This window comes from Neopusillimonas aromaticivorans (genome assembly GCF_030344915.1).
Taxonomy (GTDB): Bacteria; Pseudomonadota; Gammaproteobacteria; order Burkholderiales; family Burkholderiaceae_B; genus Neopusillimonas; species Neopusillimonas aromaticivorans.
The window spans coordinates 3,218,153-3,244,455 of sequence record NZ_CP128233.1; the positions used below are offsets into that span (position 1 = coordinate 3,218,153).

The 26,303-nt window shown below is 57.2% G+C and carries 10 protein-coding genes and 10 pseudogenes; 9 read left to right on the top strand and 11 right to left on the bottom strand.

Features of this window, described 5'->3' with window-relative positions; translation table 11 throughout:
* On the bottom strand, positions 1-2,706 hold the full coding sequence (aceE, locus tag N7E01_RS17865) for a pyruvate dehydrogenase (acetyl-transferring), homodimeric type (RefSeq protein ID WP_289173857.1): 2,706 nt from the start codon (positions 2,704-2,706) through the stop codon (positions 1-3).
* Positions 2,707-3,145: 439 nt separating this feature from the next.
* Here aceE and N7E01_RS17870 point away from each other — a divergent pair.
* From N7E01_RS17870 to N7E01_RS17890, 5 genes and pseudogenes are all read left to right on the top strand, one after another.
* Positions 3,146-4,898, top strand: a pseudogene (locus N7E01_RS17870) (PAS domain-containing sensor histidine kinase).
* A pseudogene (locus N7E01_RS17875) lies at positions 4,895-5,505 on the top strand (response regulator transcription factor); the annotation flags it as partial. The pseudogenes N7E01_RS17870 and N7E01_RS17875, both read left to right, overlap by 4 nt.
* Before the next feature lie 10 nt (positions 5,506-5,515).
* Entirely contained in the window at positions 5,516-6,376 is an 861-nt protein-coding gene (gene folD, locus N7E01_RS17880; protein WP_289173859.1) for a bifunctional methylenetetrahydrofolate dehydrogenase/methenyltetrahydrofolate cyclohydrolase FolD, read from the top strand.
* Between the two features lie 76 nt (positions 6,377-6,452).
* Positions 6,453-8,527, top strand: a pseudogene (locus N7E01_RS17885) (M3 family metallopeptidase).
* Positions 8,528-8,710: 183 nt separating this feature from the next.
* Entirely contained in the window at positions 8,711-9,280 is a 570-nt protein-coding gene (locus tag N7E01_RS17890; RefSeq protein ID WP_289175855.1) for an SCO family protein, read from the top strand.
* Here the strand turns inward: N7E01_RS17890 and N7E01_RS17895 are convergent.
* The 10 genes and pseudogenes from N7E01_RS17895 to xth form a co-directional block, all read right to left on the bottom strand.
* A pseudogene (locus tag N7E01_RS17895) lies at positions 9,277-10,663 on the bottom strand (dihydrolipoyl dehydrogenase). The gene N7E01_RS17890 and the pseudogene N7E01_RS17895 sit on opposite strands and share 4 nt — an antisense overlap.
* Positions 10,663-11,232, bottom strand: a complete 570-nt coding sequence (locus tag N7E01_RS17900; protein WP_289173861.1) for a nitroreductase family protein — start codon at positions 11,230-11,232, stop codon at positions 10,663-10,665. Before N7E01_RS17900 ends, N7E01_RS17895 begins: the two are co-directional and overlap by 1 nt.
* Positions 11,233-11,370: 138 nt before the next feature.
* Positions 11,371-12,102, bottom strand: a complete 732-nt coding sequence (locus N7E01_RS17905) for a pyridoxine 5'-phosphate synthase (RefSeq protein ID WP_289173862.1) — start codon at positions 12,100-12,102, stop codon at positions 11,371-11,373.
* A pseudogene (locus N7E01_RS17910) lies at positions 12,099-13,579 on the bottom strand (efflux transporter outer membrane subunit). The gene N7E01_RS17905 and the pseudogene N7E01_RS17910 overlap by 4 nt, the downstream one beginning before the upstream one ends.
* Positions 13,500-16,741: pseudogene (locus N7E01_RS17915) on the bottom strand (multidrug efflux RND transporter permease subunit). The pseudogenes N7E01_RS17910 and N7E01_RS17915 overlap by 80 nt, the downstream one beginning before the upstream one ends.
* A 67-nt stretch (positions 16,742-16,808) precedes the next feature.
* Positions 16,809-18,056 (bottom strand): efflux RND transporter periplasmic adaptor subunit, encoded by a 1,248-nt coding sequence (locus tag N7E01_RS17920; RefSeq protein ID WP_289173863.1) that lies wholly within the window; start codon positions 18,054-18,056, stop codon positions 16,809-16,811.
* Between the two features lie 183 nt (positions 18,057-18,239).
* A pseudogene (locus N7E01_RS17925) lies at positions 18,240-19,032 on the bottom strand (ABC transporter ATP-binding protein).
* Between the two features lie 74 nt (positions 19,033-19,106).
* Positions 19,107-19,964, bottom strand: a complete 858-nt coding sequence (locus tag N7E01_RS17930; RefSeq protein ID WP_289173865.1) for an ABC transporter permease — start codon at positions 19,962-19,964, stop codon at positions 19,107-19,109.
* Between the two features lie 45 nt (positions 19,965-20,009).
* Positions 20,010-20,974: pseudogene (locus tag N7E01_RS17935) on the bottom strand (ABC transporter substrate-binding protein).
* A gap of 862 nt (positions 20,975-21,836) precedes the next feature.
* A pseudogene (gene xth / locus N7E01_RS17940) lies at positions 21,837-22,607 on the bottom strand (exodeoxyribonuclease III); the annotation flags it as partial.
* A gap of 96 nt (positions 22,608-22,703) precedes the next feature.
* Between xth and N7E01_RS17945 the strand changes: the two are divergent.
* The 4 genes and pseudogenes from N7E01_RS17945 to N7E01_RS17960 all read left to right on the top strand — a co-directional run bounded on the left by N7E01_RS17945 (position 22,704) and on the right by N7E01_RS17960 (position 26,274).
* Positions 22,704-23,027 (top strand): hypothetical protein, encoded by a 324-nt coding sequence (locus N7E01_RS17945; RefSeq protein WP_289173866.1) that lies wholly within the window; start codon positions 22,704-22,706, stop codon positions 23,025-23,027.
* A gap of 75 nt (positions 23,028-23,102) precedes the next feature.
* Entirely contained in the window at positions 23,103-23,738 is a 636-nt protein-coding gene (gmk, locus tag N7E01_RS17950) for a guanylate kinase (RefSeq protein ID WP_289173867.1), read from the top strand.
* Positions 23,739-23,773: 35 nt separating this feature from the next.
* A complete protein-coding gene (gene rpoZ, locus N7E01_RS17955; protein ID WP_289173868.1) occupies positions 23,774-23,977 on the top strand; it encodes a DNA-directed RNA polymerase subunit omega in 204 nt (67 codons plus the stop codon).
* A gap of 19 nt (positions 23,978-23,996) precedes the next feature.
* A pseudogene (locus tag N7E01_RS17960) lies at positions 23,997-26,274 on the top strand (RelA/SpoT family protein).
* The last annotated feature ends 29 nt before the right edge of the window (positions 26,275-26,303 follow it).

Consider the following 26,303-nt stretch of genomic DNA (forward strand, 5'->3'; position numbering starts at 1 on the left):
TCAGGCGTATTGCGGGTTGGCTTTGTTGGGGTTGATGCCATACTTTCGAACGGCTTCAGCCACTTTTTCAAGCGGGAACAGACCATCGTCGGCCAGTGCACGCAAGGCTGCAATCGTTACAAAACGGCGGTCGACCTCGAAGTGTTCACGCAGCTTGGCACGGAAATCAGAACGGCCAAAGCCATCGGTACCCAGCACGGTGAAACGGCGGTTGTCGGGGATGAACGGGCGTACCTGATCACCGAACAGCTTGACGTAGTCGGTGGACACCACGATCGGGCCTTGCGTACCCTGCAATTGCTGTGTGACATAAGGCACCGGCAAGTCTTTGGCGTCGGGACGCAGCAAACGTTCGCGTTCACAGTCAAGACCGTTGCGACGCAGCTCGGTAAAGCTGGTAACGCTCCAGACGTCGGAAGTCACACCCCAGTCTTTTTCCAGAAGTTCCTGAGCCGCCAGCACTTCACGCAAAATGGTACCGGAACCCATCAACTGAACGTGCAGCTTGCCCGACCCATTGCTCTTGAGCTTGTACATGCCGCGAATGATGCCCTCTTCGTCGCCGGCATTCAGGCCAGGCTGGGCGTAGTTTTCGTTCATTACGGTGATGTAGTAGAAGACGTTTTCCTGGTCTTCAACCATACGCTTGAGGCCGTTCTGGATGATGACAGCCAGCTCGTGCGCAAAAGCCGGATCGTACGACACGCAGTTCGGAATCAGCGCCGACATGATGTGACTATGGCCGTCTTCGTGCTGCAGACCTTCACCATTCAGGGTGGTACGCCCTGCCGTGCCGCCCAGCAAGAACCCGCGCGCCTGCATATCACCGGCCGCCCAGGCCAGATCACCGATGCGCTGGAACCCGAACATCGAGTAATAGATAAAGAACGGGATCATGATGCGGTTATTGCTGGAATACGACGTGGCCGCCGCAATCCAGGAACTGAACGCACCCGCTTCGTTAATGCCTTCCTGCAACAATTGACCGTCAGCGGACTCTTTGTAGTACATGACCTGATCTTTGTCGACCGGCACATATTTCTGGCCTTCGGGGGCATAAATACCGATCTGACGGAACAAGCCTTCCATACCGAAAGTACGCGATTCGTCAGCCAGAATGGGAACCACGCGCGGCGCCAGTTCTTTGTCACGCAGAATCTGGTTCAGAATGCGGACAAACCCCTGTGTCGTTGAAATTTCACGGCCTTCTGCAGTGGGTTCAAGCACAGCCTTGAATGTATCAAGCGCGGGGGCCTTGAACTGCTCGTCAGCACGCGTGCGGCGCTTGGGCAGGTAACCGCCCAGCGCACGACGACGCTCGTGCAGGTACTTCATTTCGGGCGAATCTTCGGCCGGTTTCATGTACGGCAACTCTTCGAGCTTGTCGTCGGGCACCGGAATGTTGAAGCGGTCGCGGAAACCACGAATGGTTTCGAGATCCAGTTTCTTTTGCTGGTGCGAAGGGTTCTTGGCCTGACCGGCCTGACCCATACCGTAACCCTTGATGGTCTTGGCCAGAATAACGGTGGGCTGACCCTTGTGGTTGACCGCTGAATGGAATGCGGCATACACCTTGTGAGGGTCGTGACCACCACGGTTCAGACGCCAGACGTCTTCGTCGCTCATGCGGCTGACCAGTTCCAGCAATTTGGGGTGTTTGCCAAAGAATTTTTCGCGAACGTAGGCGCCGTCGTTGGCCTTGTAGGCCTGGTATTCACCGTCGACGGTTTCTTCCATGATGCGGCGCAAAATGCCTTCCTTGTCACGGGCAAGCAACGGATCCCAGTAACCGCCCCACAGCAGCTTGATAACATTCCAGCCGCTGCCGCGGAAGTCACCTTCCAGTTCCTGAATGATCTTGCCATTACCGCGTACCGGGCCATCAAGGCGCTGCAGGTTGCAGTTAACGACGAAAATCAGATTATCGAGCTTTTCGCGCGCCGCCAGACTGATGGCACCCAGCGATTCAGGCTCGTCCATTTCACCGTCACCGCAGAACACCCAGACTTTACGCTTGCTGGTATCGGCAATGCCACGGGCATGCAGATACTTCAGGAAACGGGCCTGATAAATGGCCGTGATCGGGCCCAGACCCATGGATACGGTCGGGAACTGCCAGAATTCGGGCATGAGTTTGGGGTGCGGGTACGACGACAAGCCCTTGCCATCCACTTCCTGGCGGAAATTGTCCAGCTGCTCTTCAGTCAGGCGTCCTTCAAGAAAAGCACGCCCATAGACACCGGGTGAGCTGTGGCCCTGGAAATACACAAGATCACCACCGTGATCTTCAGTTTCAGCGTGCCAGAAATGGTTCTGGCCGCAACCAATCATGGTCGCCAACGAGGCAAATGACGCAATGTGTCCGCCAAGGTCGCCGCCATCGGGCGGGTTGTGACGGTTGGCACGCACCACCATCGCCATGGCGTTCCAGCGCACATACGAACGAATACGCGCCTCAAGCTCAAGGTTACCGGGGTGGCCTGGCTCAAGACCTGGAGGAATCGTATTGACGTAGGCCGTATTGGGCGAAAACGGGATATGCGCACCGGAACGGCGCGCCAGATCAACCAGACGCTCAAGCAAGAAGTGGGCACGTTCAGGACCCTCCTGTTCCAGGACGGCTTCGAGGGCATCAAGCCATTCCTGGGTTTCGACCGCGTCAATATCGGCTTGCGTGGCAATACCGACCTTTTCAAGAGAGGACATTAGGAGTCTCCTGTGTTTATGTGGAACCAAGCCCGATGGAATCGTGGCGTCTGTTGTAGCACGTTATACAGGCGCACGAAAACGCGCCGTTTACCCTGCAATTGCCGCCATTCTAGGAAAGTGTTCAGCTTTCAGCAAGCAAAATTTCACTTTATGGCATAGCTTTTCGTATTATGAAATATGTCTATGAAAATTCATGAAAATAGCAAAGACGAAACCCAGTCCATCATGTCAACGCACGCTCATTGCGAGCCTGTGAAAACTGTGGTCTGCCCCACCCCGTATGCGAAAACTGTGGCCAACCCTCATGCCGACAGTCCTCATCAGGACTCGGAACGAACCGGATTCACACTTGGGCTGCAGCAATACGCATTTTTCTCAAACATATAAAATAATGCCCTGAAACGTGCGCACCCCTTTATTTCAGCGCGCTTCCGCTATGGCCACTGCACCCAAAAAGTCCCTCATTCCCACTACATTCTATGAGCAGGCCCAAAAACGGCGGGGCTGGTACTGGCTCACGCCTTTCATCGTCCTCATTCTGTATTTGTGCGTCATGGGGGCTTTTTCTGGATGCAACGTATCCAGAACGACAGCGTCATGTTCGTCACCATCGACCAGGAAGTCCGCCAGCAACGGTTGCTGATGCTGGTCGTTGCCCTGTCACTGGTGATCGTGGTCAGTTTGCTGGCCTTGTGGCGATACACGCGTTTTCGAACTCGTGCCGAAGCGGCCCTTCTGGCTGAAACCGGCTTTCGACGCGCCATGGAGAACTCCATGTCCACCGGCATGCGGGTCTTTGACATGCAAGGTCGTATTGCCTACGTAAATCCGGCATTTTGCCGCATGATCGGCTGGAATGAAGCCGACCTGATCGGACGCACGACCCCTTCCCTTACTGGATTCCTGGCCGGCACGCCGAGCATCAGGAAACACTTGACTTGCTGCTGTCCGGGCGCACCCCCAGCAGCGGGCTTGAAATTGAGGCCCAGCGGCGCGACGGATCACGCTTCACGGCCCGCATGTACGTATCACCCTTGCGCGATCCCAATGGCGAGCAAATCGGCTGGATGACCTCGATGACCGACATCACCGAGCCCAAGCGCATTCGCGAAGCCCTGACGGCCGCGCATGAACGTTTCATGACGGTGCTTGAAGGTCTGGACGATGCCATTTCAGTCGTGGCTGACACGCCCGATGGCCTTGAATTGCTGTTTGCCAACCGCACGTACCGCCGTTTCTTTGGCGCCCAGTCGGCCGGGCACAGCGAACTGCTGGGCGGACGGCTGGGCCGTTTCACCGACGAACTGATTGAAACCTACTCCAATTCCGCACAACGCTGGTTTGAGGTACAGCATCGCATGCTGGCCTGGACAGACGGGCGCCGCGTACGTTTGCAGGTTGCGCGTGATATTACCGAACGCCGCAATCACGAAGAAGAATCGCGCATCCAGCAAGAAAAGATCCAGCTCACCAGCCGCCTGACCACCATGGGTGAAATGGCATCATCGCTGGCGCATGAACTGAACCAGCCACTGACCGCAATTGCCAACTACAACATGGGTGCGGTCGCCATGATCAAGGCCGGCAAGGCGACACCGGAAATGTTACTGGAAGCACTCGAAAAAGGGGCGCGCCAGGCCGAACGTGCCGGAAAAATCATCAGCCGTATCCGTGAATTCGTCAAACGCAGCGAACCACGTCGCCAACGGGTTCCTGTCAGCCGGATTCTTGACAATGCCATATCATTCGCAGACATTGACGCCCGCAAGCGTCAGGTGGCCATTGAAAAAGATCTGCCCGATGACATCCCCGACGTCCTGGCCGACCCGATTCTGATTGAACAGGTATTATTGAACCTGCTCAAGAACGGCGTCGAAGCCATGGAGCACAGCGAATATCGCACACTGCACGTTGTTGTTACCGATCAGTCGCCCATCATCGAAGTCGCCGTCATTGATCGCGGCCATGGCCTGAAAGATCCCGAACGCCTGTTCGAACCGTTTTACAGTACCAAGTCGGAAGGCCTGGGCATGGGCCTGAATATTTGTCGCACCATCATCGAATCACACCATGGTCGTCTGTGGGCGGCGGCCAACCCCGACGGGGGTACGATATTCCGGTTCACACTGCCCCGTGCTGCCCAGGAAGACCCGGCCCAGAAAGTGAATCACCAGGAGTTGCAAGCATGACCACCATTGTTTCTGATACTGTTTTTATTGTCGACGACGACGAGGCTGTACGCGACTCGTTGCGCTGGCTGCTCGAAGCCAATGGCTATCAGGTCCAGGCGTTTGAAAGCGCTGAAGTATTTCTCGAAACCTACGATCCGGAACAAATCGGCGTGCTGATCGCCGATGTTCGTATGCCCGGCATGAGCGGGCTTGAACTGCAAGAGGCGCTTATTGCGCGTAATGCCCCCTGCCCATCGTGTTCATCACCGGACACGGCGATGTGCCCATGGCGGTGTCTACCATCAAGAAAGGTGCCGTCGATTTTCTTGAAAAACCGTTCAACGAATCCGACCTTCGTGACATCGTTGCCCGCATGCTGGAACAAGCCGCCGAAAACGCATCAAAGGCGCAGGCCCAAAAGAACCATCAGGCCGTCCTCAGCCGCCTGACCTCACGTGAACAGCAAGTGCTGGAACGCATTGTGGCGGGCCGTCTGAACAAGCAAATCGCCGGCGACCTGAACATCAGCATCAAGACAGTAGAGGCTCACCGGGCCAACATCATGGAAAAACTGCAGGTCACAACTGTTGCCGACCTGATGAAAATCGCACTGGCAGGCGCCGAAGGAACCCCGTATGACCGCACGTATCATCGATGGCAAAGCCCTGTCCGACACCATCAAACACGACGTAGCCCTGCGCGTCACCGAACTGAAATCCAAAGGCGTCACGCCCGGTTTGGCCGTAGTGCTGGTGGGTGAAGACCCGGCCTCGACGGTGTATGTTCGCAACAAGGCGGCCGCTTGTGAAAAAGCTGGCCTGCATTCTGAAGTGATTCGCCTGCCTGCCGACATCACTGAAACAGCGCTGCTCGATGTGGTCAAAGGCCTGAATGTCAACCCGGCCATTCATGGCATTCTGGTCCAGCTGCCCCTGCCTGCTCACCTTGATGCCGCCAAGGTCATTGAAACCATTGCCGCTGAAAAAGACGTCGACGGTTTTCATATCAGCAATGCCGGGTTACTGATGACCGGTCAGCCACTGTTTCGCCCATGCACGCCCTATGGCGTGATGAAAATGCTCGAATCTGAAAACGTTGGATTGCGCGGTGCAGAGGCCGTTGTCGTCGGTGCCAGCAATATCGTTGGCAAGCCCATGGCCATGCTGCTGCTGGCGGCCGGTGCCACCGTCACCATCTGCAATTCCAAAACACGCGATCTGGCGGCCCAGACCCGACGTGCCGATGTACTGGTCGTGGCCACCGGCCGCCCCAACATGATCAGTGGCGATATGGTCAAGCCCGGCGCCGTCGTCATCGACGTCGGTATCAACCGCCTGCCTGACGGTCGTCTGACCGGTGACGTTGACTACGACTCAGCTCGCCAGGTGGCCGCCGCCATCACCCCGGTACCCGGCGGCGTCGGCCCCATGACCATCGCCATGCTGCTGGTCAATACGCTCGAAGCCGCGGAACGAAGCGCCGGCTTGCGTGTCTAACAAGCCATGACTCGCTGCCCCGGCACTGGCTTGTCGGGGCAGACGCCGCTTACCCTGCTGTTTCCAAGGTTTCCGCATGACTCAAAATCCGTTGCTCGCGCCTATCGACGCGCTGATCGATTACGCCGCCATCCGGCCAGAACACATCGAGCCGGCCATCCAGGCCCTTATCATCGAGACGCGTTCAATCATTGACAACGTCGCCGCACCCGAAACGCCTTCAACCTGGGACGCCCTGATCGACCCGGTTGAAAGCGTGTCCGCACGCTTGTGGCGGGCCTGGTCGGTCGCCGGCCACCTGAACGCGGTTGTCAACACCCCCGAACTGCGTGAAGCCTATAACCGCTGTTTGCCGCAGGTTACCGAGCTTTCCACCTGGATTGGTCTGCACAAAGGCCTGTACCAGCATTATGTTCGCCTGCAGCGCAGCGAAAGCTTCAGCCAGCTACCCCCGTTCGCCAGCGCATCATCCAGCTGGCCATTCGTGACTTCCGTCTCAGTGGCGTCGAACTGGAAGGTACCGCACGTGAAGATTACGCGCAAATCTCCGACGCCCAGGCCCAGGCCTCCCAGAAATTCTCCGAAAACGTGCTTGATGCGATTGACCAATGGTCGTATCTGATTGACGATGCAACGCGGCTGGACGGCATACCTGAAGACGTTCAGGCCGCCGCGCGCACCGATGCCGAACAGCACGGTCAAAGCGGCTGGCGCCTGACCCTTAAAATGCCCTGCTATCTGCCAGTCATGCAGTACGCCAAAGACCGTGCTTTACGCGAAACACTGTACCGCGCCTATGGCACCCTGGCGTCCGACCAGGGCGACCCGGCCTTCGACAATACTGGCCTTATCGAACAGCTGCTTGAGCTGCGGGCCCGCGAAGCGCAGCTTCTGGGCTTTAAAAACTTCGCCCATATGCGACTGGAAACACGCATGGCCGACTCGGCCGAACAGGTGCTGACATTCCTGCGCGAACTGGCAGATCGTGCCAAACCATGGGCACAGCGCGACCTCGCCGCCCTGAAAACCTTTGCCAAAGAGCATTTGGGGCTGGACACCCTTGAGCCCTGGGACAATGCCTACGTTTCCGAACGTCTTCGCGAAGCCCGTTACGCCTACTCTGAAGATGAGGTCAAGCAATACTTCACCGAATCTCGCGTTATTGAAGGTTTGTTCAAGGTGGCCCACACCTTGTTTGGTGTAGAGGTACGCGATACCGGCATCAACGCCTGGCACAACGACGTCCGGGTTCTTGAAGTGCTGCGCGACGGCGAGCCCTGCGGTCATCTGATGCTCGACCTGTACGCGCGCCAGGGTAAACAAAGTGGTGCCTGGGTCGACAGCGAACGCACGCGACGCCGTGTCGACGCCCGCATACTAACCCCGGTGGTTTACCTGACCTGCAACTTCACACCACCAGGCAATGGCAAGCCGTCGTTGCTCACCCATGACGACGTCATCACCCTGTTCCATGAAGCGGGTCATGCCCTGCATGCGCTGCTGTCAACCGTTGATGACCCCGGTGCATCGCCCTTCGCCAGCGTCGAGTGGGACGCCATCGAACTGCCCTCGCAATTCATGGAAAACTTCTGCTGGGAATGGCCGGTGGTTCAGCAGATGTCGGCACATGCCGTTACTGGCGAACCGTTGCCTCGCGCGTTGTACGACAAGCTGGTGGCCGCGCGCAACTTCCTGTCAGGCATGCAAACCATTCGTCAGATTGAATTCTCGCTGTTCGACATGCTGATCCACAACCAGGCCAACGGGCTGCCGATTGCCCAGGTCATGGCCACCCTGAATGCGGTACGTCAGGAAGTTGCCGTCACGTTCCCGCCGGAATGGCATCGCTTCCCGCACAATTTCTCGCACCTGTTCGCAGGCGGTTATGGGGCAGGTTATTACAGCTATAAATGGGCTGAAGTATTGTCGGCAGATGCCTATGCAGCCTTCGAAGAGGCCGCTGGTGTCTCTGGTGAGACCGGCACGCTTGACCCCACTACCGGGCGCCGTTTCCGCGATGAGGTTCTGGCGGTCGGTGGAGCCCGCCCTGCTGCCGAATCGTTCCGCTCATTCCGGGGCCGTGATGCCAAAATTGATGCCTTGCTGCGTCATACCGGTATGGCGGAACAGCCGGAAGCCGAAACAGCCTGAGGGCGATTGCGGGATACGCCACGGGTTGCGCCTGCGTTCAAGTCGCCATGACGAAGACTGTGCAGAACGTGGCCCGCGGCCTCACCCTCGATATCGATACTATTTCAGGTGGTAACCATGCGTGTACTGAAACACTCTCTGATGGCCTCGATGCTGGCCGCTACCCTCTTTGGCCAACCCGGAATGGCGCAGGCGATGAACGAAACCATTGCCGACGATGCCCCGCGTGAAACCCAGGTTCACCCGGTTCGCGGTTTTCTGCCCGACCTGAGGTTCAACCTGGTGGGTCCCGGATCAAAACCCCTGTCCGAAGCCGACTTTCGGGACAAGGTCGTCATGATGTTTTTTGGCTACTCCAGCTGCCCCGACATCTGCCCCACCACAATGGCTCAACTGTCTCAGGTCATGCATCTGCTGGGCGACGACGCTGACAAGGTCAGAATCCTGTTCGTCAGTGTCGACCCGCATCGCGACACGCCCGACAAGTTGCAAGCGTATGTCGAAGCCTTTGATAACCACGCCATTGGCCTGACCGGGTCAGAAAAACAGGTGGCTGAACTGGCACGGCGCTACCGCGTGGCCTACCAGATTGAAAAACCCCGCAATAACGACCCCAACAACTACGAAGTCGCCCACAGCCGCGGGGTATATATCTTTGACGGCAAAGGGAAAGCTGCACTGCTGGCGTCTGACAGTGAAACGGTCGAGGCCCTGGCAAACGGCGTCAGGCCTTTGTTGACAACGGCACGTTAAGGTTGCAACTGTGCCGCTGCATCACGCAGTGCCGTACGCAGGCCTTCCTCGATAACGGGGTGGTAAAAGGGCATATCCAGCATCTGCGCAATCGTTAACCCCTGCTGGTACGACCAGGCCAGCAAATGCGCAATATGCTCGGCCGCAGGGCCCACCATTTCAGCGCCCAGGAACCGGCCGCTGGACTTATCTGCATATACCCGCAACATGCCGCGGTTTTTCAGCATGACCCGCGAGCGTCCCTGCCCTGAAAAATCAACAGCACCCACGACAATGCTGTTTTCATCCAGCTGCGCGTAGCGCTGGCCCGCACTCATGACCTGAGGGTCGGTAAATACAACCGACAGGGGTGCGCGACGCCGGGCCGGTATTACGGCAGGGTATCGGACGGCATTTTCGGCCGCAATCCGCCCGTCATCAGCGGCTTCATGCAGCAAAGGCCATTGGGCGTTTACATCGCCTGCCAAAAAAATCGGTACCCCTTCAATCTGCAAGGTTTGCCGGTTAAAAACCGGCATCTTGCGCTCATCAAAGCGCATGGCGGTGTGTTCAAGACCCAGCCCATTCAGATTGGGTGAGCGGCCAACCGCCAACAGCACGTAATCAACGCGCAATGTCGAGGCCCCTGAGGCGTACACAGGTCAACCTCAACCTCTTGCCCCTCACGCCGGACAGCGACAACGTCTGCACGCAAATGCACGGGAAACTCGTCACTGAACGCTGCCAGTGCCTGCTGGCGAACCAACGGGTCAGAAATGCCCGCCAGACCCTCGCTGCGGCCCACGACAGTGACATCCACACCCAGCCGGGATAAGGCCTGCCCCAGTTCGAGCCCGATGACACCGGGGCCTACCACCAGGACACGTTCTGGCAGATTATCCCATTCGAAAACATCATCATTGAAGACAACCCGATCGCCCAGTGAACGGTACATTTCAGGGACAACGGGAGACGAACCGGTCGCAATAATGACGCGCGACGCAGTGACACGGGTATGGTCATCGACCTGCAGCGTTGTATCGTCGAGAAAACGCGCATAACCGCGGATACGGTCTGCGGGATCGAACCCTTCGATACTTTCCAGTACAAAACCCACAAAACGATCACGCTCTGATTTGACGCGTGCCATGACCTGAACACCGTCAACCCGCACGGCCCCGTCGACATGCACACCGAAAGGCGTCGTATGGCGGGCATGATGCGCCGCCTCGGCGGCTGCAATAAGAAGCTTGGACGGCATGCAACCAACACGTGCGCACGTTGTTCCGTAAGGCCCCCTTCAATCAGGACGACACGCTGACCAGAGGCCTTGGCAACACGGTAGGCCCCCATGCCCGCCGTACCGGCTCCGATAATGGCAATATCGGCGACGTAATCCCGCATTATTTCCACTCGGTAACAAACTCGTGGTAATCGGGGCGTACCACCGGCTCGGGTGGCATGATGGGCGTACCAATCGCCATGAAACCCAGAAACTGATAATCAAGGGAGTCATAGCCCAGCGCTTCGGTCACCTCGTCAATATAGGTACCCAGACCGGTGCTCCAGAACGCGCCGTAACCCAGCATATGGGCAGCGTTAAGCATATTGCCCGCAGCCACGCCCACAGCAAGAGCGCGCTCGTGCTCCGGCACTTTTGTATTGCTGTGATCAATACGGCAGGCCATGGCAACCAGCAAAGGCACCTTGGACAACCACTTGCGTATCCCCACCTCTTTCTCTTCGGAAAGGGGTTTGCCGGCCCGACGGGATGCCTGTATTGCCAGTTCGCCCAACCGAACTACCGCGTCGTCACGAATGAGGGAAAAGCGCCACGGACGCAGCTTGCCATGGTCGGGTGCCGTCATGGCCGCCTGCAAAATCAGGTCAAGATGCTCGGGCGCTGGCCCCGGTGACTGCACAAACTTGACAGATTGTCGGGACAGCAGAAAATTAACAGCAGCGGTAGACATCATGAAAATCCTTGATAAAACACTCATCGAGCAGAGCTAACAAAGCGCGGGAAGCCTGTTTTGAAAAAATTACAGACAACCCCTATTTTCTACAGCGTGCGCGTGCCACACGCTTGAAAAAGAACGGTCGGGATGGGCTCAGGGGCGTGCGGCCAGAACCATGAGCGCTTTCATGTCGCGAATCGCCTTTTCCCAACCGTCAAATACCGCGCGCGCCACAATGGCATGACCAATATTAAGTTCAGAAACACCCTGCAGGGCAGCCACATGGTGAACATTGCCATAGTGCAAACCGTGACCGGCATTAACCCGCATGCCGTACTTGACACCGGCAACCACACCCTGACCGATGCGTGCAAGCTCGCGCGCCTGTTCATCGCTTCCCTCGGCAGCCTCGGCAAACGTACCCGTGTGCAACTCAATAACTGTGGCCCCCGCTTCAGACGCTGCCTGAATCTGTTCGACATCGGCATCAATGAACAACGATACCCGGATTCCTGCGGCAGTCAGTTGACGAATCGCCGCATTGACTTGTGCAAAATGTTCGCGTACGTCAAGCCCTCCTTCGGTGGTCAGTTCGATACGCTTTTCGGGTACCAGACAGACATCGTGCGGTTTCACGCGGCAGGCGATATCGAGCATTTCAGGTGTGATCGCGCACTCGAGATTCATGCGGGTCAGCACACGTGACCGAATGGCGAACACATCGGCATCCTGAATATGACGGCGATCTTCACGCAAATGCAGGGTAATCAGATCCGCACCGGCCTGTTCGGCACGTACGGCCGCCTCAACCGGGTCAGGGTACACCGTGTGCCGTTGCTGGCGCAGCGTGGCCACGTGGTCAATATTGACACCCAATTCAATCATGATCCTGCCTTTTCATTACCAATGGCTGTTTTATCTGACGTTGAACCATTTTCAACGGTTTGTTCCAGCCAACCACCGCCTAGGGCCTTGTAGAGCTCAACCCGGTTCATCAGCGAATTCAGACCCGTTTGCAAAAACGTACGCTGGGCGTTGTACAGCGTCACTTCGGCAGCCTGCACCTGAAGGAAACTGTCAATGCCGTTTTCATAGCGCAAACGGGCGATTTTCAAGGACTCGGAAGCAGATGCTTCAAGCGCCCGCAAAGCATCCAGCTGACTGGCATAGGTCGCTTCCCCGGCCAGTGCATCGGCTACTTCACGGAATGCGATCTGGATGGTTTTTTCGTATTGCGATACGGCGATATTCTTGCGCGCCTCAGCCAAACCCAGCTGACCGACGACCCCACCCGAGAACAAAGGCATTTTCAGGTCGGGAGTAAACGTCCAGAAACGGTTCGCACCGCTGAACAGACCGCCCATAGCCCCGCTGGCGAACCCGAGCACTCCGGTGATCGAGATATTCGGGAAAAATGCCGCCCTTGCCGCACCAATACTGGCATTTGCAGCCAGCAAACCATTTTCGGCCCCGATGATATCAGGACGACGCACCAGCAGATCGGAAGGCAACCCTACCGGAATGCCGCTGACCAGCTGCTCGTGCCCGAATGGCGACGCTGCAGGCAAGTTCTGAGGCGTGCCGCCCAGTACCAGCAACAACGCATTTTGTGCCAGTTGCTCAAGACGCAGGATTTCCTGCAAGTCTGCCCGGGACTGCTCAAGCTGGCTTTTCGCCTGATTAAGGTCAAGGGCGCCCGCGACGCCAGCATCGTAACGCTGACGAATCAGGTCATAGGACGACTGCCGTGACTTGAGCGTGCTTTCAACCAGCTGACGCTGCAGTTCGGTGGCACGCAAACGGAAGTAACTTTCCGCCACCTGAGCAACCAGCGCAAGGTGAACCGTGCGCTGCGCCTGCTCGGACGCCAGATACTGCTGATAGGCCGCTTCACTGAGATTGCGCACGCGACCGAAGAAGTCCAGCTCGAAGGCCGTAATACCGACACCGGCCTGATACACACGGCTGACGCTGGGTGCATTGGCCCCCCGGCCCGCAACGGCTCGGGCATGCCCTGAATTGACGCGTTGCCACCGATACCCAATGTGGGCAGGCGTTCGCTTTGCTGAATACCAAACAAGGCACGGGCCTCTTCAACGCGACCCACCGCCACGCGCAAATCCCGATTGTTTTCAAGCGCAAACGCAATCAGGGCCTTGAGCTGCTCGTCACGGAAAAAGTCACGCCATCCGAGATCAGCCGATGCACTGACCGGGAGCGCCGAAACCGCCTGCGTTGCCCCGACGCCGGGATAAGCCGAAGGCACCGGCGCCGCAGGGCGTTCATATTTTGGCGCCAACGAGCAGCCCGCCAGAATCAGCAGTGCGGGAATAATGGCGAGTCGATGTGCTTGACGTGTCATGCCTGCCCCCTTCGTCACCCGAACGAGGTTCCTGTGATGGTTGTGGAGTTTTGCCCAACAGTTTTGGACGTGTTTTGAAAATCGACATAATGACCACAAAGAAAACGGGTACAAACACCATGGCCAGCGGCGTGGCCGCCAGCATACCACCCAGAACCCCCAGACCGACGGCATTCTGGCTGGCCGAACCCGCACCCGTCGCCAACGCCAGAGGAACCACACCCAGAATGAAGGCAAATGACGTCATCAGAATCGGACGAAAACGCAAACGCGCGCCTTCGATAGTCGCTTCAAGCAACCCCTTGCCCTCGGCATAGGCATCTTTGGCAAATTCGACAATAAGAATCGCGTTCTTGGCGGCCAAACCAATAACGGTAATCATGCCGACCGAGAAATACACGTCATTCGACATCCCTAACATCGATACTAGGCCGACGGCGCCCAGCATGCCCAGCGGCACCATCAGCATGACTGAAACCGGAATTGCCCAGCTTTCATACAGTGCGCAAAGCAACAGGAACACCACCAGCATGGCCAGGCCCATCAGGATGACAGACTGGTTACCGGCCTGGATTTCCTGATACGACAACCCGGTCCACTCGTAACCGATGCCGGATGGCAACTGTGCGATCAAGCGTTCGATTTCGGCCATGGCTTCCCCGGTTGAGTAACCGGGAGCCGCGCCACCACCAATACGGATCGACTGGTAGCTGTTATATCGAACCACCTGAACCGGCCCCTGGTCCCATGAGGCCGATACGAACGACGCCAACGGTACAGGCTTGCCCTGATTATTGATCGCGTTCAGTTTGAGTACATCCTCAACCGACATTCGGGCGTCGGAATCGGCCTGCACCCAAACATTCTGCATCCGCCCGGCATTCGGGAACTTTGCTACATACGCCGAACCCAGTGAGGTTGAAATGAGAGTAGACACTTCGTTGAAGTTCACCCCGAGCGCTGCCGCCTTGTCACGGTCAATGACCAGTTGCAGTTCAGGCCCCGCACCCAGACCGGTAATACGGGTGCTGCTCAGGATCGGACTTTGCGATGCCAACTGCAATAATTGCTGCGCTGCAGCGGTCAGAGCCTCGTTACCCATACCCCCACGGTCTTGCAGGCGCAGGTCAAAGCCTGACGCGTTACCCAGCGACGAAATGGCTGGGGGAACGATAGCAAACACCATGGAGTCGGGTAAACCAAACAACAGCTTTTGGGTCGCCGCACCCGCGATTGCCTGGGCTGAATTTTCCGGACCCGGACGCTCGGAAAAGTCTTTGAGCGGCACGAACGCCAGCGCGGCATTCAGACCGTTACCGTTGAAGCTGAACCCCTGAACCGTCACAATGTTTTCGACGCGCGGGTCATTCATGAAGTAGTCTTCGACTTTATGAATGACGTCCATGGTGCGGTTCGAGGTCGAACCGGACGGAAGTTCGATGTTGGCAATGATATACCCCTGATCTTCTTCCGGTAAAAACGCCGTTGGCAAACGGGTGTAGAACACACCCAGCGCACCCAACAGTACAGCGTACAGCAGCATGAGACGGCCTGTGCGCTTGACATTGCGTCCTACCCAACCCTCGTAGCGGTCGGTTACCTTGTCAAACGAACGATTGAACCACCCGAAAAAGCCCTTCTTTTCGTGGTGGCTGCCTTTGGCAATCGGCTTGAGAATCGTGCCGCACAGTGCCGGTGTAAACGTCAGCGCCAGAAACCCCGAGAAAAGAATGGACACCGCCATCGCCACCGCGAACTGCCGGTAAATCACCCCGACCGAACCGCTCATGAACGCCAGCGGGAAAAACACTGTTGACAGCACCAGGGTCATGCCCACGACTGCGCCACTGATTTGCGGCATGGCAAGCCGGGTCGCTTCTTTGGGCGGCAAACCCGTTTCCACCATGATGCGCTCAACGTTTTCAACCACCACAATCGCGTCGTCAACCAGAATCCCGATCGCCAACACCATGGCAAACATGGTTAGCACATTAATCGAGAACCCGGCCATCAACATGATGGCGAATGCCCCCATCAGACACACGGGCACCACCAGCGCCGGAATCAGGGTATAGCGAACGTTCTGCAGGAACACATACATCACGATGAAGACCAGCACCATCGCTTCAAACAGCGTGTGAACGACTTGTTCGATCGAAATCTGCACATAAGGCGTCGTGTCGTATGGAATCGAATACGTTACGCCGGGCGGAAAGAACTTTGACAGCTCTTTCATTTGCGCCTTGACGCCTTCCGCCGTAGACAACGCGTTGGCATTGGTTGCGAGCGAAACTGCAAACGCGGCTGTGGTCTTGCCATTCAGACGGGCGCCAAACTGGTAATTGTCAGAACCGACTTCCACGCGGGCTACGTCTTTGATCTTGACGGTTGAACCATCCGGATTGGCACGCAGAATGATGTTTTCAAAGTCTGTGACCGACGAGAGTTCGCCATTGACCACGATAGGGGCCGAAACGCGCTGATTTGACGGATTGGGGGTGAGCCCAGAATACCTGCGGATACCTGGCGATTTTGCTGGGCGACAGCCGTATTGACCTCGGTCATACTGATATCGAAACCGACCAGTTTCGCCGGGTCAACCCAGATACGCATGGCCTTGGGTGCCGCAAACAACCGGAAATCACCCACGCCAGGCACCCTTGAAATCGGGTTCTGGATATTACGCGTGATGTAATCGGCCAGATTGACCTGATCTATGGAGCCGTCATCGGACGACAAGGAAACCACCAGCAGGAAGTTGGAATTGGCCTTGCTGACCCGCAGACCCTGCTGCAACACGGCTGCAGGAAGGCTGGAGGTCACGTTGGCAATACGGTTTTGCACGTCGACCTGTGCAAGCTCAGGGTCGGTGCCTGCCTGAAACGTCGCCGTAATCTGCGCATTACCATAGGAGTCACTGACTGATTCGTAGTACAGCAAGCCGGTGGCACCATTCAGCTCGTCTTCGATAAGACTGGCCACTGAATTGGAAACATCTTCCGCCGATGCGCCCGGATACGATGCAGAAATCGAAATCGCGGGCGGCGCAACCTCAGGGTACTGGGAAATGGGCAAATTGGGAATCGCCAGCAAGCCTGCCAGGGTGATGGCCAGCGCGACCACCCAGGCAAAAATGGGTCTTTCAATAAAAAACTGTGGCATGTGCGGTTACTCTGAATTCGTAGGTGAGGGTATCGTGAAACACCCCATGGCATCATGGACAAAACGATCAGTCAGCCGACTGACCTCGCGATGGAGTACCTGCAGGCTGGGGCGATGTCGATGTATTACCGCCGCCAGTACCGGATGCGGCTGGATCACCCTGCCCTGCCGGTTTCCATGGCATGGCGGCAACCGGCGCACCCGGACGAATCTTCTGAAAACCTTCCACGACCACAACATCACCGGCCTGGACACCGCTGGTAATCAGATACTGACCTTTCAGAACCGGCCCGACCGTGACGGGTACCGCACTGACCGTTTCATCTTTGACGACCATCAGGGAACTGTCACCATTGGCATCGCGGCGCACGGCCTGCTGCGGAACCAGCAAAGCCTGTTCGTCGACGCCCTGATCGATACGAGCCCGCACGTACATGCCGGGCAACAAGGTCTGGTCGGGGTTGTCAACTTCCGCCCGCAAATTGACCTGCCCGGTTGACGGGTCGACACTCACACCCGAAAACAGCAACTTGCCGGCCTGGGTGTGCTCCGCCCCATCTTCAAGGATCACCCGCACCTGGGCCGAACCATCGGCCGACTGTTTGAGCACACCATCGGCAATCGCTTTGCGCAATTGCGCCAGCTGGGTTGTCGAACGGGTAATGTCGACATAAACACGGTCAAATGCCTGGACATCGGCCAGCAAGGTGGCCTGTGCAGCGCTGACCAGCGCCCCTTCGGTAACATAGGCCTTGCCGATGCGCCCGTCGATGGGCGAGGTCACCTTGGTGTACCCCAGATCAATTTCAGCCGCCTGCAATGCCGCTTTTGCAGACGCCACTGCCGCGCGGGCCTGAGCTGCAGCCGAAGTCGCGTTATCGTATTCTTGCTGACTGACGGCACGCTCTTTGACCAAACGGCTGTAACGATCCGCCAGAAGCTGGGCCGCACGCGCATCGGCCTGTGCCCGTTGCAGCTGCGCTGCCGCCTGATCACGAACCGCCTGGTAGGGCGCAGGGTCAATCGTGAACAACAACTGCCCCGCTTTTACGTTACTGCCTTGTTCAAAATTGATGGCATCAACAATACCACTGACCCGCGCCCGGACCTGGGCATCTTGAAGAGCACTGATGCGTCCGGGCAAATCGACGGTTACCTGGGCGGGCTGCGGCTGCACGGTCACCACGCTGACCGGCACTTTCATGCCACCGGGCCCCTGCGCCGGAGGATCGCTGCAGGCTGCGAGCGAGAGTACAGACAGAAGAACAACGGCTTTTGCTTTGCTCTGCCAGGCAGGCAACGATAGGTATGGCATGTAACGGCTCCGACGACAAACCGGCAAGTACCGACACGCGGAACTTACCGGTTGAGAACTAGGTAGGCAAGCAGTATATAACGAAACCAACCCGTACAGTAATAGGGAAAATTCTTGCTAAATGATACTAATTAATTAAAAAATTTAATGTTAAAACAGGGTGAACCACATAAAAATAACACATCAACCCAGCAATAATGCATCGTCTGAGACCGCTTCACCGCGCACACGCTCGAACATGGCCAACAACCCGGGAACATCCATCCCTTGACGTTCTTTTCCAGAAATATCAAGGACAATATTGCCCTGATGCAACATGATGGTACGGTCACCCACATCAAGGGCCTGACGCATGCTGTGCGTCACCATCAGGGTCGTCAGTTTGTGCTGGCCGACAATAGTACGGGTCAGGTCAAGCACAAAACTGGCGGTTCTGGGGTCAAGCGCAGCCGTGTGTTCGTCAAGCAACAAAATACGTGAAGGCTGCAGCGTTGCCATCAGCAGGCTGACGGCTTGTCGCTGGCCTCCGGACAATAACCCGATCCGGTCAGTCAGGCGGTTTTCCAGGCCCAGGCCCAACGTTTCCAAAGACGCCCTAAAGCGTTCGCGATACATTTTTTCACGGCTGACGTCAGCCCCTGGACCCACCCCGACGCATGGCCAGCGCCATGTTTTCTTCGATCGTCAGGTCTTCGCAGGTTCCCGCCATCGGATCCTGAAAAACCCGTGCAACCCGCCGGGCCCGTTCCCAGACCGGCGCCCGTGTGACATCGGCATCGTCAATGATGATGCGCCCTTCATCAACCGGCAAGTCACCTGAAATGGCATTCAGCAGGGTTGACTTGCCGGCGCCATTCGAACCAATCACGGTAATGAACTGCCCGGCCGGAATATCGAGACTCAAACCGCGCAACGCACGAGTTTCAATGGGTGTACCCGCATTGAACGTAATGAACAACTCTTCGGCTTTCAGCATGGATCAACCTTTGCGGGAAGTGGCACCACCAACGGTACCCTTGACGGCCCGGGCACCGGCCCGCAGACGTTTTTTCAACAGGGGATGACCAACGCCACCGTCACCAGCACTGCAGTGATCAGATTGAGGTCTTGCGCCTGCAAGCCAATGAAATCAACATTCAGTGCCAGCGCAACGAAAAACCGGTACAGCACCGCGCCGACAATTGCGGCCAGCGTGATAACCAGAATATTGCGTGACGACAAAATGCTTTCACCCAGAATCACGGCGGCAAGCCCGATAACAATGGTGCCAATGCCCATTGAAATATCCGCACCGCCCTGAGACTGCGCAAACAATGCCCCGCCCAAGGCACACAAAGCGTTGGCAATCGCCAGCCCCAGAATGACCATACCTCCGGTTGCAACGCCCTGCGCACGAGCCATGCGCGGGTTTGAACCGGTTGCCCGCATGGCCAGCCCCGACTCGGTCTTGAGATACCCGTCAAGCAAGAGCTTGACCACAATAACGATCAGCAGCATCAGCAAGGGGCGAAAGACAAAGTCGTCGATGCTTTCAGTGTGCAGCAGTGTGAAAACGGTCGGGTCAGTGATCAGCGGAATATTAGGAGCCCCCATGACGCGCAAGTTGATCGAATACAGGGCAATCATGACCAGAATGCTGGCCAGCAGATCCATCACTTTCAGACGCACGTTCAGCCAGCCGGTTAACGCACCTGCACAAGCGCCGGCCCCCATCGCCACAAGCGTTGCAACGAACGGATTGACATCCGCAGCGATCAGCACAGCGGCAACCGCTCCGCCCAGAGGAAAGCTGCCATCAACGGTTAAATCGGGGAAACGCAAAATGCGAAAAGAAATAAGCACACTCAGGGCGACAAGCGCAAAAATCAGCCCGATTTCAAGCGCGCCCCACAGGGAATAGATAGACATGCCGGCTCCTGGCCGGGCGCAAGCGCCCGGCGCCAGAAAAAACGATTATTGAATGACGTTGGCTGCCGACTTGACCAGCTCGGGTGACAAGGTAACTCCCTGTTTGGCGGCCGCATCCAGGTTGACGTGCAGCTCTACCGTTTTCCCCATCTGGGAAGGCATCTCGCCAGGCACCTTGCCATTGAGCACATCGATCACCATGGCGCCCGTCTGCAGCCCAAGATCGTAGTAATTGATCCCTAACGCGGCGATAGCCCCCGCTTGACGCTGTCGGGATCGGACGCGACCAGCGGAATATCCGCATCGTTACCCACCTTGACCAGCGCCTCGTAGGCCGACACCACATTGTTGTCAGTGCTGGTATAGATGACATCGGCGCGACCAATCAGGCTGCGGGCTGCCGCACCGACATCAACCGTACGCGGTGCGCTGACCTCGACCAGCGTCATGCCAAAAGTGGGCAACAGCTCGCGCAATTGACGCACAACGACAGCCGAATTGGCCTCGCCCGGGTTGTACACCATGCCGACCGTCTTGGCATCAGGCACAACCTGCCGGATCAGTTCAACCTGACGGGTCAGGTCAAGCATGTCGGACACGCCTGTCACATTGGTACCCGAGGCCTCAAGTGTCGGAACCAGCTGCGCCTCAACTGGATCCGTCACGGCGGCATACACAACAGGAATGGTTTTGGTGGCGGCAACGACAGCCTGGGCGGTGGGCGTCGCAATGGCTACGATGACATCGGGTTTGTCGCCGATGAACTTGCGTGCAATCTGTGCAGCGATGGCATTGTTGCCCTGGGCCGTTTCGTAGGCCCACTTCAGGCCTTTTTCTTCGGTGAAACCTGCCTTTTCAAGCGCATCTTTCACGCCGTCCTTCAGGGCATCAAGCGCGGGGTGCTCGACAATTGACGTCACCGCAACGGATTGAGCCATGGCGACAACAGGCACGGCACACGACAGCGCCAACAAAGCACCGACGAGAGGTTTGATCACTACAGAACGCATACAAGTCTCCTGAAGATAACCGGCTTATTTTACAGAAAGCTTAAACGTCGTTGATTTGCCCGTAAATACCGTGCCATCAGACCCTTACGCGCGCATCTTGGGTCAGCTGCGACAACAATGAACGCGCCCATTGCACCGCCGGCAAACCATAGACCTGCTCAACCTGATGGGCCCGGTCCAGAAACTGTGCCACAGAAACATCAAGCAATGGCCCTTTCAAGCCCAGAACAATCCGGTTACCTTCGTCGATTTCCGGCAACTCCAGCACGCGACCCTGAAAAACCTCACGCAAACGTTCAATATTGGGGGCAAAGCTGCTGTGATTGCCAAACAGATTGACCGCCATGACGCCAACATCGTCAAGCGCATGGAAACAGTCTTGATAGAACTCGAGCGAATCACGCACCGGACCCAGGGCGTCGGCATCGTACAAATCCACCATCAGCGCACGAAAACGACCGACCTGGTCGGGTTGCCTGACCCATAGGGCAGCGTCCTGATGGTCAATCGTCGAACGCTTCGACTCTGGCAATCGAAAATAGGCCCGGCAAATTGCCGTTACCGCCGGATTCCACTCTGCCGTGCACAAACGGGCTTGCATATGCTTGTGTGCAAACCGGAGCAACGACCCGGCACCCAGCCCCAGAAAGCCCAGCGTATCTTTGCGGGAAGGCTCAAGAAACAGCAACCACGCCATCATTTGCTGCGTATACGCCAGCACGAGTTCATCGGGCTTCTTCACACGCATCGCCCCTTGCACCCAAACCGAATCAAAGTGCAAGTACCGGATACCGTCGGACTCGGAAAGCGTCGGTTCGTCGCGGGGACCAGGTGCCGCCTTATGCATCATGCCCCCCAGGTCAAGCGTTGCCACGACAGGTGTGTGATCGGAAGGCTGTTCGTTGCGACGCGGTGTCTTGTCAATACTGCAGGCTGTGCAATGCGGCACCAGAGCCGCCGACAACAGCACATGGTCAATCCGCAAACCGGCATTACGCCGGAACGCAAACTGACGATAATCCCACCAACTGAACGATTTTTCATCCTGTTCGAACAACCGGAAGGCGTCCGTCAGGCCCAGCGAGAGCAAACGCCGGAAGGCCGCACGCTCGGGCTCGGAGACATGGACCTGCCCGGCCCACTTGGCCGGATCATGCACATCTTCGTCTGCCGGAGCAATGTTGTAGTCACCCAATACAGCCAGGCGCGGAAAACGCTTGAGCTCATCAGCCAGCCACGCCTCGAAAGCGGCAAACCACTGCAACTTGTATTCGAATTTTTCGCTATCGAGGGCTTGCCCGTTCGGACAGTAGGCACTGACGACCCGGATGTCGCCTCCCGCCGAGGGAAGCGTAACCGCAATCACGCGTTGCTGCGGGTCTTCGAAATTCGGCAGATTGACCTGAACATCCGTGCCCGGCTGGCGCGACAGCACGGCCACCCCATTGTAGGTTTTCTGACCGGCCCACGCGGCGTGGTAACCGGCTTGCGCCAGCGCCTCGACCGGAAACTTGTCGTTCGGCAACTTGAGCTCTTGCAGGCATAACGCGTCCACCGGGTTGGCAGCGAGCCAATCGAGCACCTGGGGCAAGCGCACCTTCAAAGAGTTCACGTTCCATGTTGCTAATTTCATAGTAGAACCCGTCTGTACGTCTAAAAAGCGTTCTAGCGTAGCATTTTCGGGACGGTAACGACGTCGGCAGCCAACCCCATCAGTTACAATCAAACCATGAATGCAACCAGCCAGATTGTTTCCGCCTTGCCCGAAGGCCTGATCCTGAATGTCCAGATCGAAGATCTGGTTTTCACGGCCTATGTCGTCATCAGCGAGCCCGATATTCACCGTGTGGCCGAGCTCGTTTCGACGGAAGCCTACGAGCAGGCCAACGACTGGCACGTTGCCGCAGTTGCAACGGCTGATGAAGCCGCCGTACAAGTTGCCGACATTGCCTTCAACATGAATCTGGATGATGCTGTCGTTTTTCTGTGCACCAACACCGAAGCCTACGACGCCACCCTGCTGGCCCTTGGCCAGCCAGATCATGCAGGTTAATGCCGGCCTCCGGCCCCGTCACCTGCTGCCCTGCTCTTACACCCTACGATCAACTTACGTTTAACCGGTTCTGTCATGCCCGCATCTTCCGGATCAATTTTTATGGTGGTGGCACCCAGTGGTGCCGGAAAATCCAGTCTTGTCAACGCGCTGCTCGCGCAAGACAACGACATCATGCTGTCGATCTCCTGCACGACACGCGACCCGCGGCCGGGCGAAGTCAACGACCAGCACTACCGGTTTGTCAGCAAAGAACAGTTTCTGGCCATGCGTGACAACAACGCTCTGCTCGAGTGGGCCGAAGTCCACGGCAATTTTTACGGCACCCCGCGAGACCGTATTGAAGCCGCCATCAATGACGGACTAGATGTGCTGCTTGAAATTGACTGGCAGGGTGCGAGGCAGATCAAAAAGCACTTCCCCGACGCCATTGGCATTTTCATCTTGCCACCGTCGATTGAAGCCCTGGAAAGCCGGCTCAAGAACCGGGGGCAAGATGCCCCGCACGTTATCACCAAACGTCTGCTGGCGGCAGGCAGCGAAATGTCGCACGCTTCAGAATGCCAATATGTTATTATTAATCAAGAATTTAGCATCGCTTTGGCACAGCTTTCGCAAATTATTTCTGCCGCACGCCTGCGCTACCCTGCGCAAGCGGTGCGGCATTCGGCATTGTTTTCGCAACTGGGCATTAGCCCAACTGCCAACTAACCTGTTCAACTTATTGTTTCTCAAGGATATTCACCATGGCCCGCATTACCGTTGAAGACTGCCTTTCAAAAATCCCCAATCGTTTCAATCTCACACTGGCCGCAACCTACCGTGCGCGCGAACTGGCTCAAGGCCACGAACCACGTATCGAAAGCAAAGACAAGCCTACCGTAACGGCCTTGCGCGAAATTGCCGCCGGCGTAACCGGTATTGAAATGCTGCGCAAAGTTCCGACCTGATCAACAACACGGGGGCACCATGGCGTTTTCCAGTCTTCGCGATGCTTCAAGCGGCTTGCTGAACGTCTTCAGACGTCCCCGGCTGCGCCGTCGCACGACAACCGCTAAGGCGCGCCCGGCAACAGCGGCACCCGAAAGCGTTACACCCGCTTCCGCACCCATTGCCTCGCTGGCCCCCTCACGCAGGTCATCAGCCAGTACCTCGACGACAAAGACATTGAACGGGTCAAAGAAGCCTATCGATTCGCCGATCAGGCCCACCTTGGCCAATTCAGGGCCAGCGGTGAACCCTACATTTCGCACCCGATCGCCGTAACTGAAATCTGTGCCAGCTGGAAGCTGGATGCTGACTCACTGATGGCGGCCCTGTTACACGACGTGATGGAAGACCAGGGCGTGCCCAAGCAGGAACTGGCCGAACGCTTCAGCCCCGATGTGGCCGAAATCGTTGACGGCGTATCCAAGCTTGACCGACTCGAATTTGCATCCAAGGCCGAGCAACAGGCCGAGAGTTTTCGGAAAATGTTGCTGGCCATGGCGCGCGATGTTCGTGTCATTCTCATCAAGCTGGCCGACCGCCTGCACAACATGCGCACCCTTGGGGCGGTCAGCGCCGAAAAGCGGCGCCGGATTGCACGCGAAACCATGGACATCTACACCCCGATCGCGCATCGGTTGGGGCTAAATGCGGTTTACCGCGAACTGCAAGACCTTTGCTTTCAGGCCAATTACCCGAACCGCTACGATGTCATCAAGAAAGCCGTCCTGACGGCACGTGGCAACCGTCGTGAAGTGCTAAGCAAAATCACCGATGCCGTCAAGGTGGCCCTGCCCGCTGCCGGCATCGAGGCCGAAGTCTCGGGCCGTGAAAAATCGTACTACGGCATCTATAAAAAGATGCTCGAACAGAAAAAATCATTTTCCGATGTCCTCGACATCTACGGCTTCCGGGTTGTCGTGCATACGCTACCCGAGTGCTACCTGGCGCTGGGCACCCTGCATCAGCTCTACCGCCCGGTTCCCGGCAAGTTCAAAGACTACATCGCAATACCCAAGCTCAACGGCTACCAGTCACTGCATACCACCCTGGTCGGCCCATATGGCACACCGGTCGAGTTCCAGTTCCGTACTCGCGATATGGACCGTGTTGCCGAAGAAGGCGTTGCTGCACACTGGCTCTACAAAAACGATGACGCCAGTCTGAACACACTTCAGAAGCGCACCCATCAATGGTTGCAATCCCTGCTCGACATCCAGAGCCAGACCGGTGATTCCGGCGAGTTCCTCGAACACGTCAAAGTCGATCTGTTCCCTGACGCGGTTTACGTCTTCACCCCCAAGGCAAAATTGTTTCCTTGCCGCGCGGCGCAACGCCGGTCGATTTTGCCTACTCGATCCATACTGACATCGGCAATCAGGCCATTGCCTCAAAAATCAACGGCGAATTCTCGCCACTGCGTACCGAACTCAAAAGCGGCGATGCTGTCGAAATCATTACCTCGCCGGCCTCTCGGCCCAGCGCGCAATGGCTGAATTATGTGCGCACCGGTCGTGCCCGCTCTGAAATCCGTCACTACCTGCGTACGGTCAAGTACGAAGAGTCGGTTGCTTTTGGCCGACGCCTGCTGAGCCAGGCCTTCGACCAGATCGGGCTGGCCTACCCGGACGACAATGATCCGAACTGGGAAAAGCTGGCTAAAAGTTCCGGGGCGGTCTCTCGCGAAGAAATTCTGGCTGATATTGGCCTGGGCAAACGCCTGGCTGCCGTGGTGGCTCGTCGCTTTGCCCCCGAAAATTCAATCGTGGCAACAACCGCTGCAGCCGTCGACGAAATCACATCGGCCCAGGCCACTGCCGTGCTGGTCCACGGCAACGAAGGCCAGGCCGTTCAACTGGCCACCTGTTGCGGCCCATTGCCCGGAGACGCCATTATTGGCGGTATCCGGCTGGGCCATGGCCTGGTCGTTCACATGGCCGATTGCCCGGTGGCCCTGCGTCAACGCGCCAAAGAGCCCGAACGCTGGATTCCGGTCGCCTGGGCGGCCGATACCGCCCGCCACCTGAACTGTCGTCTTGATGTCACTGTCATGAACGAACGCGGCGTGCTGGGCCGTCTGGCTGCAGAAATTACCGATGCAGGTTCGAACATCACCCACCTGACCATGCAGGAAGAAGCCGCAGCCACCGGCCTGCTTCACCTGACGGTACAGGTTGATAGCCGCAAGCATCTGGCCCAGGTCATCCGTTCCATGCGGCACGTACCCCAGGTACAGAAAATCGTTCGGGTCAAGGGCTGAGGCCCACCCGTCCTGTGCGGGCCACATCC